This window comes from Janthinobacterium breve (genome assembly GCF_051380895.1).
Taxonomy (GTDB): domain Bacteria; phylum Pseudomonadota; class Gammaproteobacteria; order Burkholderiales; family Burkholderiaceae_D; genus Janthinobacterium.
The window spans coordinates 418,468-432,706 of record NZ_JBNYXY010000006.1 but is presented as its reverse complement, the minus strand read 5'-3'; the positions used below and the strand labels follow the sequence as shown (position 1 = coordinate 432,706).

Sequence of the window (14,239 nt, the reverse complement as noted above, 5' to 3'; positions counted from 1 at the left end):
CGCACAGTGTGAACTGTGCGGCTTTTTTACTGTGGGCCAGGCTTACTTTTTGGTGTAGGTGTTCAACCAGTCCAGCACCGTGTGATGCCACAGCAGCGAGTTCGCCGGTTTCAGCACCCAGTGGTTTTCGTCCGGGAAGACCAGCAGCTTGCTCTGGATACCCTGGCGCTGCAGCGCCGTGAAGGTGCCCAGGCCTTGCGCGGTAGGGATGCGGAAGTCCAGGTCGCCCTGCACCACCAGCATCGGCGTCTTCCAGTTTTTCACGAAGTTCACGGGGTTGAACTGTTCGTGCTTGGCTGGCGCGTCGTAGTACGGGCCGCCGTTTTCCCACTCGGTGAACCACAGTTCTTCCGTCGCGTAAGCCATGCCGCGGTTGTCGAACACGCCGTCGTGGTTGACCAGGCATTTGAAGCCGTCCGGCCAGTTACCGGCGATCCAGTTCATCATGTAGCCGCCATACGACGCGCCCAGCGCGCAGCTGCGCTCGCGGTCCAGCCATGGGAACTTCTTGGTGGCCGCTTCCAGGCCCTTCTGCAGATCGACCAGTGGCTTGCCGCCCCAGTCGCCGCTGATGGAATCCGTGAACTTCTGGCCATAGCCGGTCGAGCCGTGGAAGTCGATGAAGACGGTGGCGTAGCCGGCGCCCGCATACACTTGCGGATTCCAGCGGTAGCTCCAGCTGTTGCCAAAACTGCCTTGCGGGCCGCCGTGGACGAGGAAAGCGATGGGATACTTTTCACCGGCCTTGGCATTCCACGGCTTCATCACGTGGCCGTAGACGGTTTCGCCATTCGCGCCCGCGAACGAGAACTGTTCATATTCGCCGAAACGCACGTCGGCCAGCGCTGCCGCATTCTGCTTCGTCAACTGCTGCATCGGTGCGTTTTCCGACTTCGCGTCGAGTTTACGCGTGTACAGCTGCGCGCCCGAAGCCAGGTTGGCTTGCGCCAGCACGATGGTATTGCCGCGCACGTCGAAGTCGCCCACGGCGCCCTTGCCCGTCAGCGCAGCGACCTTGCCGCTGGCCGCGTCGATGTGGAACAGGCGGTGCTGGCCCACGTCATCGGCGGCGACCAGGAAGGCCTTGCCGTCCGGCGTCCAGCGGAAGTCCGCCACGGAACGATCCCAGTCATCGGCCAGGGTGCGTTTCTTGCCCGTGGCGACATCCATCAAGACCAGGTGGAAGCGGTCCGCCTCGAAGCCCGGCTTGGTCATGGCGACATACGCCAGGGTGCGGCCATCGGGCGAATACGTGGCTTTCGCATCCCAGGCCGGATTGTCGGCGGTGAGATTGCGCGGCGCCTGGCCGCCGGCGGCAGGTATCGTGTAGACGTCGAAGTTGGTCGACCACGATTCCGTGCGGCCAGCTACGCGCACCGAGAATGCCACGGTCTTGCCGTCCGGGCTGAAGTGGTATTCGCCATTGTCGCCGAACGGTTTGGAAGGCGCGTCGCCATCCAGGGTGCCGCTCAGGCTGACAGGTGCGGCGCTGACCTTGCCGCTGGCGTCGATGGGCGCCGAGTACAGCGCATTGCGGCGGCCGTCGGCCCAGGTATCCCAGTGGCGCACGAACATCTGGTCGTAGACCATGCCGCTCGCCTTGTTCTTGGCTTTTTCATCGAGGCGTTTTTTGCTGCAGGCGACGTCCGCGCAATCGAGGAAGACGCCCATGCTGAAGGCCAGGCGGTCGCCCTGCGGCGACAAGCGGTAGGTGTCCACGTCCAGCGCCAGGTCGGTGACCTTGGCCGCTTCGCCGCCGTTCAGCGGGAGCTGCCACACTTGCGAGGAGCCGGAACGGCCCGACAGGAAGTAGATGGCGTCGCCGTTCGGCGACCATTGCGGGTCGCTGGCGCTGGCATCGCCGCGCGTGAGCTGGCGCGGCGCCGCGTTTGGCGCGCGCAGGTCGACCATCCACAGCTGCGTGTTGCCGCGGTTTTTGTCCAGGTTGGTGGTGCGCACCGTGTAGACGACGCGCGTGGCGTCCGGCGACAGCACGGGACTCCCCACGCGTTCCATTGCCACCATGTCTTCCACGGTGAAACCGCGCGGCGCGGCCAGCGCAGATTCTGCAGCAGCGGCGGTGGTGGCCATGGCGGCACTGAATGCTCCCAAGAGCAGCAGACGTAAACTCATTCAAACTCCCGTTTTATATTGCGACGTTATCGATATGGTATTGACGTGGCCGGCTGTACCGCCGGCAGCCCGACATCATAGCAATAAAGAGGCAGTCCAAGCGGGAGTTGACCGCCGGTTAGCCGGCCGGAGTTGCCAGTTGGTCGAGCGCCACGTGGCCCAGGAATCCGCCCTGGCTTGCCGCTGGCAAGCCATCCTCGATGGCGTGGGCAAAGCGGATGCCGGGGTCTTGTTCCAGCGCGGCCAGCACGCGCGCCACGTGCCGATAGTCGGCCAGGCGCGCCAGTTGCAGCGGTTCGGCCCAGCGCGCCGTGGCGGCCAGGTAGGCGTCGGCAATCGTGGGCGTGGCATCGGAAGCCAGCCAGGCGCGGCCAGCGAGCAGGCGCTCCAGGTGCGCCAGGCTTTTGTTCACCTTCTCGACGGCCATCTCGCGCCAGACGGCTGCGCGCGCATCGCCAGCGGCGGCGCGCGATGCCTGGAAGGCGGGCATGAAGGCGGCGTGGAAGGTCGTGTGCAAAAAGGAGAGCACGCTGTTCAGGCGGTCGTACTCCTGCGTGCCTTGGGCAAAACCCAGCTGGCTGTCCGGCGCGCGGGCGGCCAGGTGCAGCAGGATCGCCATGCTTTCCAGCAGCGGCGTGCCCGCGTGCGTGAGCAGGGCCGGCGTCTGGCCCAGGGGATTGATGGCGAGAAAGGCAGGATGCTGCTTGCTGGCCGGGTCGCGCGCTTCCACGCGGGCAAGTTGAAAGGGCAAGCCGCTCCATTCGAGGGCGGCGATGGCGGCAAACGAGCAGCCAAACGGCACGCTGTAGACCAGGGTGGTTTCCAAGTCGAAACTCCAATGGGGTGAGAGAAGGGCAGTCTAAGGGCAATGGTTACTATTTGGAAGAAGGCAGAATAATGTGATATAGGTACATTTTTTATACCAGGTGGGAAGCCAACCATGAAAGACAATGTCTCCGGCTGCGCCGTGGAAGAAGCCATGCGACTGCTGGGCGGGCGCTGGAGAGTGGTGCTGCTCAGCTATCTGATGGCGGGGCCGAAGCGCTTCAGCGAAATCCGCCGCGCCGTACCGAATATTTCGCAGCGCATGCTGACCCTGGACTTGCGCGCGCTGGAAGAGGCGGGCTTGCTGACGCGCACCATCTACGCGGAAGTGCCAGTGAAGGTGGAATACCGGCTGACGGAGGAGGGCTTGCGCCTGCAGGAACTGGTGGAAATGCTGCGCGCCATCGGCCTGCGCCTGCGCGGGCAGGCGGACGGGGGCGGCGCTTTTCTCGCACCGGATACCGTGGATAATTCCCTATAGAAACAGCTGTTTTTATGCAAAGTGCTAGACTGCCGGCCTTTCATCACTACTCTTGATACCCATGCGCCTGACCTCCTTCGCCCTGACCGCCGCCGCCCTGTTCGCCGCCTTGCCGGCCCATGCCGCTACCATGCCCACGCTGGAGCAAATCCAGGCTGCAGTGCAGGCGGGCGTGGCCAAGACCCAAGCCAAGATGCAATCGGCTATGCCGGTACCGATCGCCGTCAAGGTCAAGAGCCTGCAGGGTTGCCAGGATTCGCTGGAAGTGCCAGGCGAAGTGGTGTGCCTGGTCGCCATGAGCGCCGGCATGCGCGATGGTTTTAATGTGTTGCCGCTGCGTAATGAGGGCGGCACCTGGGTCGGCGTCGAGCGCAAGGATGCCAAGTTCGCGGGACCGTCGCCGGCCGAGGCGCAAGCGATGATACGCGCCTGGGCCAAGGAAGAAGTGGCGCGCAATCCGGAAGCGGCCAAGGATGTGCAGATGCAGGAAGCGCAGACCACCATGCAGGTCAAGGCCGTCAACGAGTGCGACGTCAAGCGCAAGACGGGTTACCTGGTGTGCGACACGGAATTGAGCGTACCGAGCCGTCCGGAAGGCATCAAGACGGAACTGACCTTCATGCTGGAAAGCGGCAACTGGCGCTACGTGCCACGTTAAACGCCACGCTGTTTGCCGCCGGAACAGCCACGCTGTTCCGGTATTGCTCTCGCCATCCTCCTGTGGCCACGCTGCCACCTGCAATATTTGCAGATTCACAAGGTAATTTCGCACGTAAGAATTGCTGCTTTTAATTAATAATTAAATATTAAAATTAAGGTATCGGTGCAAACTGCCGCCGGCTTCCTGCCGTCCCGCATTTGCCCGCTTTCCCGTGCCCGCGAGGGCTACAGCCAAGGATCCGACCGTGCGACTCAATCTTCCTTCCGCTCGGGCCGCTCGTGGAGCGGCATGGTGAAAAACCGCTGCAAGAATGGCGATTACTACTGGGTGCTGGCGAACGTGACGCCGGTGGTGGCGGATGGCGTGGCTGTCGGCTACGTGTCCGTGCGCACCAAGCCCACGCGCCAGCATGTGGCGAAGGCATGCACCCTGTATGCGCAGGCCCGGCTACGCCCCTGCGTGCGCCGGAGCGTCGCCGTGCTACAGCAGGCGCTCGGACAGCGCCTTGAAGGGTACCTTGGGCACGAGGAAGGCGAACGGCCTGGACACGGGCGGCAACTGCCCCAGCAAGCCGCAGTCGGCGCGCAAGGTCGTCAGCGCTTGCACTTGATCCAGATCAACGGGCAGGTCGATTTCACCGAAAACCAGCTTGTCGTTGCGTGGCACGTGCGCGATGGCCGCATCCTGGCAAGCCAGGAAGGCGACGGCATCATGCCAGTTGCCGAACAGCTGGTGCCAATCCCCGTCGAGCGTCTTGCCGCCAACGATGTCGGCCTGCACCTCCAGTGCCGGAGCGCTGCCGGTGCCGCTGGCAATGCTGCAGTGGGCTTGCGTGGCGCTGACCTCCAGCGTCATGCCGGCGGCCAGGTGCGTCGGTAATATGTCGCTGAACAACCGCGTGCCCAGCGCATGGGGCAAGCTATCCATGATGTTTTTCAGAAAATACACGCAGGGCACGGCGGGCGCGCCCGGTGGCGTGTGCTCCAGGTACAAACGCCAGTTGCTTTGCAGGGGAGACGGCAGCAGCCGGCGCAAGGGATCGGGCAGGGCTGGGCCGAAATGCCCGTGGCGGTAGGTCAGCACGGTAAACGGCGTCTTGCCATCGCGCTGCCACAGGGTCACGCCAGCGGGCAGCAATTGCTGCGCGGCAGCGGCGTCGACCAGCCAGCTCACATAGACGACGTCGCGCACGTCGCTGTGCAGGGTCAGGAAGGGCAGGCGGGACAGGATAGCCTGGCGCGCGTTGGCAAAGTGCGTGCAGTTGGCGAGTGCGGCAAACAGGCGCCCCGGCCAGCCCGCGCGCGGGTGACGGTAAGTATTGTCGTGCAATTGGGAACTTTCGGGAAAGGCGCAGGAAGGTTGATACGCTAACGCTGCAACGCCCGTCCACATCATCGCGAGCGGCAGTGATGTGTGGCCTAGACGCGCAGCTATGCTGGAGCACAGCGAGCATCACAGGCCGCACAGGGCGCCGCGCAGCCGATGTGGGCGGGCGTCACTATTACTGCATTACTGCATGTGCCAGCCGTGGCTCACCACGATGGATTGTCCGCTCAGTGCCGTCGACGGGAAGGCGGCCAGGAAGATGGCCGTTTGCGCCACGTCCTGGGTGGTGGTGAATTCGCCGTCGATGGTTTCCTTCAGCATCACATTCTTGATCACTTCCTCTTCCGTGATCTTCAACTGGGCCGCCTGCTCGGGGATTTGCTTGTCGACCAGCGGCGTGCGCACGAAGCCGGGGCAGATGACGTTGGCGCGGATGTGGTCTTTCGCGCCTTCCTTGGCCACCACCTTGGCCAGGCCCAGCAAGCCATGCTTGGCGGCAACGTAGGCGCTCTTGAAGGGCGAGCCTTCGTGCGAGTGCACGGACCCCATGTAGATGATGGCGCCGCCGCGGCCCGCCTTGATCATTTCGCGCATGCAGGCGCGCGTGGTGAGGAAGGCGCCGTCCAGGTGAATGGCCAGCATCTTTTTCCATTGATCGAACGGGTAGTCGACGACGGGGCTGATGATCTGGATGCCCGCATTGCTGATCAGAATATCGATGCCGCCGAAGTGGGCCACGGCATCCGCCACGCCCTTGTCGACCTGTGCTTCGCTGGAGACATCCATGGCGACGGCAAATGCCTGGCCGCCCGATTGCTTGATTTCCTCGGCCGTCTTGCTGGCCGCTTCCAGGGCCAGGTCGGCGATGACCACCTTGGCGCCTTGTTTCGCGTATTCAATGGCCATTTCCTTGCCGATACCACTGGCGGCGCCGGTAATCAGTGCGACTTTGTCTTTGAGTTGCATATTAATCCTTTGCATTGCGGGTTGGAGTGATCGTGGGAAGTCAGACTATGCCAGTATAGCCAGAAAACGCGCCGGGCATGGCCCGCGCACGCCTACAAACCAGCTTGCCTCGCCTGCAACTCCTGCAGGCGCCAGGCGCCGGGATTGGTGCCTGCCCATACGCGGAACGCGTGGTTGAACGCACTCTGTTCCTGGTAGCCGAGCAGAAAGGCGATATCGACCAGGGACAAGTCCGGCTCGCGCAAATAATCGCGCGCCAGGCCATAGCGGGCCTGGTCCAGCAGGGCCTGGAAACTGGTGCCCGCATCGGCCAGCTTGCGCTGCAGGGTGCGCGGCGTGACGGCTAGGGTGGCGGCAACGGTGGCCAGCCGGGCCGAACCCTGGCGCAAGCCCGCCACGATGGCCGCATGGACCTGTGCCTCGATGCCGCCGCCGCTCTCTGCTGCGGACTGCCGCTGCGCCAGCAATTGCTCCGCATGCTGGCACAGCACGGGGTACAGGCTGACGTCGGCGTTCGGCACGGGCCAGTCCAGCAATTGCGCATCGAAGGTGGCTGTGTTGGCGGGGGCGTTGAAGGCGGGCAGGCTGCCCAGCACGCGCACGTATTCATCGCGGTGCGCCGCGTGGCGCAGCAAGTCGCCGCCGCCATCATGGGTAAACGCCAGCCGGGCCGGCGGCAGCGGCAGGCCCGCCAGCCAGTCGCCGCAGACGCGGATGCCTGCAAAGACGCTGTCGACCAGGTGCCGGCTGGCGCCCGGATAGTGGCTGGCCCAGCGGTAATGCGCGATGGCGCCATCGCGCTGCAATGTCGAGCGGCCCAGGTCGTGCGCCAGCCGTTCATAGCGGGCCGTCTGTTCCAGCGCCTGGCCCACATTCTTGCAACTGAGCAAAATCAACCCATACGCGCTGTAAGTGCCCATGCGCACGCGCTGGCCCACATGCAGGCCAAAATGCGCATCGCCCGCCAGTTGCGCACCCGCATCGAGCAGGCGCACGTAGTCGCGCGCGGCCAGGCTGGCCGCTGACGCTTCCAGGCTGTGCGGCGCCACGCCGGCCGCGCGCGCCAGGGTGGTGGTGGCGATGCCGTGCGCGCCGGCCGCTTCCAGCAGCGGTTGCAGATAGGCGCCCGCGACCCTGCCGTCCGCGTGGTGGCTGTCAGTGCCTGGCATGATGGAACAATGCGATTGTCATGAAAAACCAATACCCTTGGACTGTGGCGGCATATGCTGTTGAGAAGGCAAGGACAGTATAGCAAGCCGCCGTGGCGCGCAACTGGCCAAACACAGGGGATGTCGATGCAACGCTGGAATGGCTGGGGGGACGAGAGTGTCACGTATGCGCTGAGCGCAGAGGCGCTGGCTTTTTTGGGCGAGCGTCTGGGGTCGGGCAGCCCCATGCTCGACGCCACATTTGACGACGCTTGCGCGCGGGTGCCCGCTTCGCGCCTGGCGCCGCATCCGCTGATCGACACCACGCCTGCCACGCGCGTGCGCCATGCGCTGGGTCAAAGCCTGCCCGACTGGTTCAAGCTGCGCCACGGCAGCATCGGCGCGGTGCCCGATGGCGTGGCCTTTCCCGACAGCGCGCTGCAGGTACGCCAGCTGCTCGAATACGCGCGCCAGGCGTGCGTGGCCGTGATACCCCACGGTGGCGGCACCAGCGTGGCCGGGCACCTGACGGTGGCGGCGGGGTCGCGCCCTGTGCTGTCGTTGAGCCTCCGGCGCTTGTCTGCGCTGGGCCATCTGGACCGCGAGGCGCAGCTGGCCACGTTTGGTGCCGGCGTCTACGGTCCCGACCTGGAAGCGCAGCTGCGCGCGCAGGGCTATACCCTGGGCCACTATCCGCAGTCGTTCGAATATTCCACCCTGGGCGGCTGGATCGCCACGCGCTCGTCGGGCCAGCAATCGCTGCGCTATGGCCGCATCGAGCAGTTGTTTGCGGGCGGCGAAGTGGAAACGCCGTCCGGCACCTTGACGATTCCCACGTTTCCCGCCTCGGCGGCCGGCATCGACTTGCGCGAAATGGTGCTCGGTTCCGAAGGGCGGCTGGGCATCCTGACGCAGGCCACCGTGCGCATCTCGCCGCTGCCGCCCCACGAAGCATTCCACGCCGTGTTTTTCGCCGACTGGGGTCAGGCGCAGGCGGCCGTGCGGGCGCTGGCCCAGTCACGCCTGCCCCTGTGCATGCTGCGCCTGTCGAACGCGCTCGAGACGCAGACCATGCTGACCCTGGCCGGCCACAAGAAACTGGTGGGATTGCTGGAGCGATACTTGTCCCTGCGCGGCTGCGCAGAAGGAAAATGCATGCTGATGGTGGGCGTCAGCGGAGACGCAAAACCGGCGCGCGCGGCCCTGCGCGGCGCCCTGGCGCTGGCGCGGCGGCACAAGGGCGTGCATGTGGGGCGGCACATGGGCGACAAGTGGAAACAGGGGCGCTTTCGCAACGTCTACCTGCGCAATGGCGCCTGGGAACACGGCTATGTCATCGACACGGTGGAAACGGCCGTCGACTGGCCGCGCGTGGCGCCGATGATGGCGGCGCTGGAGCAGGCGGGGGCTGGTGCGCTGGCCGCGCATGGCGAGCAGGTGCACGCCTACACGCATCTGTCGCATGTGTATGCGCAGGGTGCCAGTGTCTACACCACGTATGTGTACCGGCTGGCGCCCACGTATGAAGAAAACATGGCGCGCTGGCGCAGCTTGAAGGACGCGGCCTGCGCCGCCATCGTGGCCAACGGCGGCACCATCAGCCACCAGCACGGCGTGGGCACGGATCACGCGCCTTGGCTGGCAGCCGAAAAGGGAGAATTGGGTATTGCTGCCATGCGCGCGCTGCTGCGCCAGTTCGACCCGCAGGGCATGATGAACCCCGGCAAACTGCTGCCCGAGCCCGGGGGCGGATTGTGAGCAGGGCGGATTTGCCTGGCGTCCTGGCGCGCGACTGGGATGTGCTGATCGTCGGCGGCGGCATCACAGGCGCCGGCATCTTGCTGGAAGCATCGCGGCGCGGCTTGACGGCGCTGCTGGTGGAACAGCGCGATTTTGCCTGGGGTACGTCGAGCCGTTCATCGAAGCTGGTGCACGGCGGCCTGCGCTACCTCAAACAGGGCCAGTTCGCGATGACGCGTGAGTCGGTGCATGAGCGGCAAGCCTTGCTGACGGATGCTGCCGGGCTGGTCGAGCCGCAGGGCTTTGCCTTTGGCGACTACGTCGGCAGGAAACCGGGGCGGCGCCAGTTCATGCTGGGACTGGCCATCTATGACGTGATGGCGGGCCGGCGCGCGCGCAGCTATGTCGCCGCAGACGATTTTGCCATGCTGGCGCCGCACGTCCAGCGCGAAGGCTTGCAAGGCGGCATGCTGTACCAGGACGCCAAGACGGACGATGCGCGCCTGGTGCTGCGCGTGCTGCAAGAGGCGCGCCGCCATGGCGGTGTGGCCGTCAATTACCTGGGCGTGGCATCGCTGCTGCGTGAAGACGGCAAGGTCGTGGGCGCCATGCTCAAGGATGCGCTCGACGGTACGGCGCCTGCCGTGCGCGCGCGCCTGGTGATCAGCGCCACAGGCGCCTGGGCCGACGGCTTGCGCGGCCAGGTGGGAGAAAAGCCGAAGCTGCGGCCCCTGCGCGGCAGCCATCTGCTGCTGCCTGCCTGGCGCCTGCCGCTGGCGCAAGCCGTCAGCCTGATGCACCCGCACGATGGCCGCCCCGTCTTCGCCTATCCGTGGGAAGGCGTGACTCTGGTGGGCACCACCGATGTCGACCACGGCGCCAGCCTGGACCTGGAGCCGGCCATCACGCGCAGCGAACTCGCATACCTGCTGGTGGCGCTGCGCTGGCAGTTTCCGCAGCTGGCGCTGGGCGAAGACGACGTTCTGGCCACGTTTGCCGGCGTGCGCCCCGTGATCGATAGCGGCCAGCTTGACCCGTCGAAGGAAGCGCGCGAACATGCGCTATGGCTGGAAAGCGGCTTGCTGACGGTGGCGGGCGGCAAGCTGACGACGTTTCGCGCGATCGCCCTCGACGCATTGCGCCGCGCTGCGCCGCTGCTGCCTGGCTGGCAGGCGGATTTGCGCCCCTTGCCCATTTTTGACGCCACGCCGCCCTTGTCGGGCAAGGCCTTGCTGCTCGATGGCGAGCAGCGCGCGCGCTTGCTGGGCCGTCATGGCGCGGCCGCGCAGGCGCTGTGCGAGGCGGCGCAGGGCGGCGAACTGGAGCAGATTCCCGGCACGCAGACTTTATGGGCGCAGTTGCGCTGGGGCGCGCGCAGGGAGGACGTGCAACACCTGGACGACCTGCTGCTGCGGCGCACGCGCCTCGGTTTGCAGCTGGCCGGCGGCGCGCTTGCTATCATGCCGCGCCTGCGCGCCATCTGCCAGCGTGAACTGGGGTGGGATGATGTACGCTGGGATGTGGAACAGACGCGCTATCTGGCCCTGTGGCGCAGTCATTACAGCGTGCCGCAAGGCGCATGAAGTCAACGATAAAAGCAACGATAAAAAATATAAAAAGGAGAACATCATCGAGACCATCCTGTTTGGCCAGCCCCTGGCGCTGGGCGACGCCCGCATCACCTACGACAGCCTGTCCCCGCTGGACCTGCGCCAGCCCGTGAATGCCCTCATCGAGGACCTGGGGGAAGACTTGCTGCAAATCACGTGCGCGAATGGCGATATCGTCGACGTGGGCTGGTATCCGGCCTGGAATGCGCAGGGACGCTTGCGCGTGGTGGCCGTTCGCGGGCAGGATTGGGAAGCGCCCGTGTTCAGCGCGCAGCCGGAAAAAGATCCGCAGGCGCTGCTGCAGGCGCTGCGCGCCGCCCTGGCCAGCGTGGCATAAGCCATGGCCTCCGTAGTGGGCAATGGCCCATATATACTCTCCATCGACAATGGCACGCAAAGCGTGCGCGCGCTGCTGTTTGACCGGGACGGCAACCTGGCGGCCAAGGCGCAGGTGTTCCTCGAAGCGTATTACTCCGAGCACCCCGGCTGGGCCGAGCATGACGCCGACGGCTACTGGCAAGCCGTGTGCGCAGCGTGCCAGCAGCTGTGGTGCAGCACCGTCATTGAAAAATCGTCGGTCGCAGGCGTGGCGGTGACCACGCAGCGCGGCACGGTGGTCAACGTGGATGAACATGGCGCACCCCTGCGCCCCGCCATCACCTGGCTGGACCAGCGCAGCACGCGCCAGATTCCCCCACTGTCGCCGTGGTGGCGCGCCGTTTTCCGCGCCACGCGCCTCGAAGGCACGATCACGTACTTCCGCCGCGAGGCCGAGATCAACTGGATCAGCGCGCACCAGCCCGACGTCTGGCGCCGCACGCATAAATTCCTGCTGCTGTCGGGCTTTCTGAATCACCGCCTGTGCGGAAAGTATATCGATTCGACGGGATCGCAAGTGGCGTACATCCCGTTCGACTACAAGCGCCACGCCTGGGCCGGGCGCTTCGACTGGAAATGGCAGGCGCTGGCGATTCAGCGCTCCATGCTGCCGGAACTGGTGACGCCGGGCACGCGCATGGGCGCCATCACGGCCGCGGCGGCGGCAGCGACGGGCATCCCGGAGGGCACGCCCTTGCTGGCGGCAGCGGCCGACAAGGCCTGCGAAGTGCTGGGCGCCGGCTGCGTCGAGCCGCATGTGGCGTGCCTCAGCTACGGCACTACGGCCACCATCAACACGACCAATCGCAACTACGTGGAAGTGACGCGCTTCATTCCGCCGTATCCGGCCGCCATGCCGGGCGCCTACAGCACGGAAGTGCAGATTTTCCGCGGCTACTGGATGGTCAACTGGTTCAAGGAGCAGTTCGGCGACCGCGAACGGGCGGCGGCGGCCGACGATGGCACGGGCTTGTCCGCCGAGGCGCTGTTCGACCGCCTGGTCGAGGCCGTGCCGCCCGGCTCCATGGGCCTGATGCTGCAACCGTACTGGAGCCCCGGCATCAAGGTGCCGGGCCCGGAAGCGAAGGGCGCCATGATCGGCTTTGGCGACGTGCACACGCGCGCGCACATGTACCGCGCCATCCTCGAGGGGCTCGCGTATGCGCTGCGCGAAGGCAAGGAGCGCATCGAGCGGCGCAGCGGCATTGCAATTACGGAGTTGCGCATCGCGGGCGGAGGCTCGCAAAGCGACGCGGCCATGCAGCTGACGGCCGACATCTTCGGCTTGCCCGCCGCGCGCGCCCACGTGTATGAAAGTTCGGGCCTGGGCGCGGCCATCGCCGCCGCCGTGGGCCTGGGCTGGCATGCGGATTTTCCCGCCGCCGTGCAAGCCATGACGCGCAAGGGCAAGGTATTCCAGCCGCACCCCGGGCATAGCAAGGTCTATGAACAACTGTATCGGCGCGTTTACCAGAAGATGTATGCGCGACTGCAACCGCTGTATCGCGAGATCGCCGACATCACCGGCTATCCTGAAAAGTGAAGGTGAAGGTGAAGGTGAAGGTGAAGGTGAAGGTGAAGGTGAAGGTGAAGGCGGCTAGCGCTGCACGAGCGCCTTGACCGTTTCCCAGGCCGTGCTGCCCGAATGCGTGGCGCGTACCTGGTTGCGTCCCCCTTCCTTTGCCACGTACAGGGCGCGGTCGGCGGCGACGAACAGCGCTTCGCGATCGTCCAGCTGGTGCGGGTAGATGGTCGCCACGCCGATACTGACGGTGATCCACGGCGACGTGGCGGAGCGCGGATGCGGCAGTTGCAGTGCTTCGATCTGCGTGCGGATGGCTACGGCCAGGTGCAGGGCGCCGTCGGCGTCCGTGTCGGCGAGGAGCATGACGAATTCCTCGCCGCCGTAGCGGGCCGCCAGGTCGCCCGGGCGGACGGCATGCGCGGCGATGGCTTGCGCCACCTGCTTCAGGCAGCTGTCGCCGGCTGGATGGCCCAGGCTGTCGTTGTACAGCTTGAAGTGATCGACGTCGAGCACCACCAGCGACAGGGCGCCGCCGCCGCGTACGGCGCGCTGCCACTCTTTCTCCAGGAAGCTGTCGAAATGCCGGCGATTGGCGATCTTTGTCAGCGGGTCGAGGTAGGCGGCGCGTTGCAAGGCGTCTTCCGACTGTTTATGGTGCGTGATGTCGTGCAGCAGGCCGATATACAGGGGCTGGCGCAGATACATGGGCGTGAGCGTCAGGTCCATGCTCAGCGCCGCGCCGTTGCGGTGGCGGATTGCCACTTCGCGCGTGCCATGTTTGTGCGCCGTCTCCGGATTGGCCGCGTACATGGCGAAGTAATCGAGGTATTCCTGCGTCACCAGGGGGCTGAGCAGTTCAGCGATCGAGCGTCCGGTCAGCTCATTTTCGCGGTAGCCCAGGTACTGGTCGCAGGCGGGATTGGTGTACTGGATGCGCCCGTCCGCCTCGATGATCAGCAAGCCCTCGGCCATGTTGTTGACGATAGTGCGCAGGCGCTCGGCCTGTTCCTGCTGGTTTTCATTGTTGCTGCGGATGTGCAGCTGGGTGCGCACGCGCGCGCACACTTCGGCCATGCGCAGCGGCTTGCTGATGTAGTCGACGGCGCCGCAGTCGAAGCCGGCCACCACGTCTTCCGTCTCCGTCTTGGCGCTCATGAAGATGACGGGAATGCGCTGCGTCAGCGGGTGTTGCTTGAGGCGGCGGCAGGTTTCGATGCCATCCATGTCCGGCATCAGCACGTCGAGCAGGATCAGGTCGGGGTGGGCGCGCTGGGCGATCGCCAGCGCCCGTTCGCCGGACGTGGCGACATAGGTTTGATAACCTTGTTCGCTCATCAGCTTGCGCAGCAGCTCAAGGTTGGCCGGCGCATCATCGACAATCAAAATCGCGGCTTCATGCCGCTGGGGACATCCCACACTGCCTGGACTCATTGCTGCCGGCCTTCT

Annotated in this window: 12 protein-coding genes; 6 read left to right on the top strand and 6 right to left on the bottom strand. The window is 65.3% G+C overall.

Annotated features, from left to right (window positions below; all coding sequences use genetic code 11):
* Positions 1–42: 42 nt before the first annotated feature.
* Positions 43–2,133 (bottom strand): S9 family peptidase, encoded by a 2,091-nt coding sequence (locus ACQ4W0_RS14460; protein WP_436577334.1) that lies wholly within the window; start codon positions 2,131–2,133, stop codon positions 43–45.
* Positions 2,134–2,251: 118 nt separating this feature from the next.
* Positions 2,252–2,959, bottom strand: a complete 708-nt coding sequence (locus tag ACQ4W0_RS14455; protein WP_436577333.1) for a glutathione S-transferase family protein — start codon at positions 2,957–2,959, stop codon at positions 2,252–2,254.
* A 114-nt stretch (positions 2,960–3,073) separates the two neighbouring features.
* On the opposite strand from ACQ4W0_RS14455, the gene ACQ4W0_RS14450 reads away from it, so the two are divergent.
* Positions 3,074–3,439 carry a winged helix-turn-helix transcriptional regulator gene (locus tag ACQ4W0_RS14450; protein ID WP_436577332.1) on the top strand — a complete coding sequence of 122 codons (366 nt, stop codon included), beginning with the start codon at positions 3,074–3,076 and terminating at the stop codon, positions 3,437–3,439.
* A 61-nt stretch (positions 3,440–3,500) separates the two neighbouring features.
* Positions 3,501–4,097, top strand: coding sequence for a hypothetical protein (locus ACQ4W0_RS14445; protein ID WP_436577331.1), 597 nt, complete (start codon positions 3,501–3,503; stop codon positions 4,095–4,097).
* A 483-nt stretch (positions 4,098–4,580) separates the two neighbouring features.
* Here the strand turns inward: ACQ4W0_RS14445 and ACQ4W0_RS14440 are convergent, their stop codons facing one another.
* The 3 genes from ACQ4W0_RS14440 to ACQ4W0_RS14430 form a co-directional block, all read right to left on the bottom strand.
* Positions 4,581–5,429 carry a DUF2071 domain-containing protein gene (locus ACQ4W0_RS14440; protein ID WP_436577330.1) on the bottom strand — a complete coding sequence of 283 codons (849 nt, stop codon included), beginning with the start codon at positions 5,427–5,429 and terminating at the stop codon, positions 4,581–4,583.
* 180 nt (positions 5,430–5,609) lie between these two features.
* Complete coding sequence (locus ACQ4W0_RS14435) at positions 5,610–6,392, bottom strand: 3-hydroxybutyrate dehydrogenase (protein ID WP_436577329.1); 783 nt, start codon at positions 6,390–6,392, stop codon at positions 5,610–5,612.
* A gap of 92 nt (positions 6,393–6,484) precedes the next feature.
* Positions 6,485–7,561, bottom strand: coding sequence for an AraC family transcriptional regulator (locus ACQ4W0_RS14430; protein ID WP_436577328.1), 1,077 nt, complete (start codon positions 7,559–7,561; stop codon positions 6,485–6,487).
* Positions 7,562–7,687: 126 nt separating this feature from the next.
* On the opposite strand from ACQ4W0_RS14430, the gene ACQ4W0_RS14425 reads away from it, so the two are divergent.
* From ACQ4W0_RS14425 to ACQ4W0_RS14410, 4 genes are read left to right on the top strand one after another with little or no spacing between them, the layout of a single operon-like run.
* Positions 7,688–9,298, top strand: coding sequence for an FAD-binding oxidoreductase (locus ACQ4W0_RS14425; RefSeq protein ID WP_436577327.1), 1,611 nt, complete (start codon positions 7,688–7,690; stop codon positions 9,296–9,298).
* Positions 9,295–10,863, top strand: coding sequence for a glycerol-3-phosphate dehydrogenase/oxidase (locus tag ACQ4W0_RS14420; RefSeq protein ID WP_436577326.1), 1,569 nt, complete (start codon positions 9,295–9,297; stop codon positions 10,861–10,863). Before ACQ4W0_RS14425 ends, ACQ4W0_RS14420 begins: the two co-directional genes overlap by 4 nt.
* A complete protein-coding gene (locus ACQ4W0_RS14415; RefSeq protein ID WP_436577325.1) occupies positions 10,799–11,227 on the top strand; it encodes a hypothetical protein in 429 nt (142 codons plus the stop codon). Before ACQ4W0_RS14420 ends, ACQ4W0_RS14415 begins: the two co-directional genes overlap by 65 nt.
* 3 nt (positions 11,228–11,230) lie before the next feature.
* A complete protein-coding gene (locus ACQ4W0_RS14410; RefSeq protein WP_436577324.1) occupies positions 11,231–12,811 on the top strand; it encodes an FGGY-family carbohydrate kinase in 1,581 nt (526 codons plus the stop codon).
* Positions 12,812–12,865: 54 nt separating this feature from the next.
* Here the strand turns inward: ACQ4W0_RS14410 and ACQ4W0_RS14405 are convergent, their stop codons facing one another.
* Positions 12,866–14,224, bottom strand: a complete 1,359-nt coding sequence (locus ACQ4W0_RS14405) for a diguanylate cyclase domain-containing protein (protein ID WP_436577323.1) — start codon at positions 14,222–14,224, stop codon at positions 12,866–12,868.
* Between the last annotated feature and the right edge of the window lie 15 nt (positions 14,225–14,239).

Excerpts from the sequence above, each read along its gene's own strand:
- ACQ4W0_RS14460 (WP_436577334.1), bottom strand. The coding sequence starts at position 2,133 with ATGAGTTTACGTCTGCTGCTCTTGGGAGCATTCAGTGCCGCCATGGCC.
- ACQ4W0_RS14450 (WP_436577332.1), top strand. The coding sequence starts at position 3,074 with ATGAAAGACAATGTCTCCGGCTGCGCCGTGGAAGAAGCCATGCGACTG.
- ACQ4W0_RS14445 (WP_436577331.1), top strand. The coding sequence starts at position 3,501 with ATGCGCCTGACCTCCTTCGCCCTGACCGCCGCCGCCCTGTTCGCCGCC.
- ACQ4W0_RS14435 (WP_436577329.1), bottom strand. The coding sequence starts at position 6,392 with ATGCAACTCAAAGACAAAGTCGCACTGATTACCGGCGCCGCCAGTGGT.
- ACQ4W0_RS14430 (WP_436577328.1), bottom strand. The coding sequence starts at position 7,561 with ATGCCAGGCACTGACAGCCACCACGCGGACGGCAGGGTCGCGGGCGCC.
- ACQ4W0_RS14425 (WP_436577327.1), top strand. The coding sequence starts at position 7,688 with ATGCAACGCTGGAATGGCTGGGGGGACGAGAGTGTCACGTATGCGCTG.
- ACQ4W0_RS14415 (WP_436577325.1), top strand. The coding sequence starts at position 10,799 with ATGTGGAACAGACGCGCTATCTGGCCCTGTGGCGCAGTCATTACAGCG.
- ACQ4W0_RS14410 (WP_436577324.1), top strand. The coding sequence starts at position 11,231 with ATGGCCTCCGTAGTGGGCAATGGCCCATATATACTCTCCATCGACAAT.
- ACQ4W0_RS14405 (WP_436577323.1), bottom strand. The coding sequence starts at position 14,224 with ATGAGTCCAGGCAGTGTGGGATGTCCCCAGCGGCATGAAGCCGCGATT.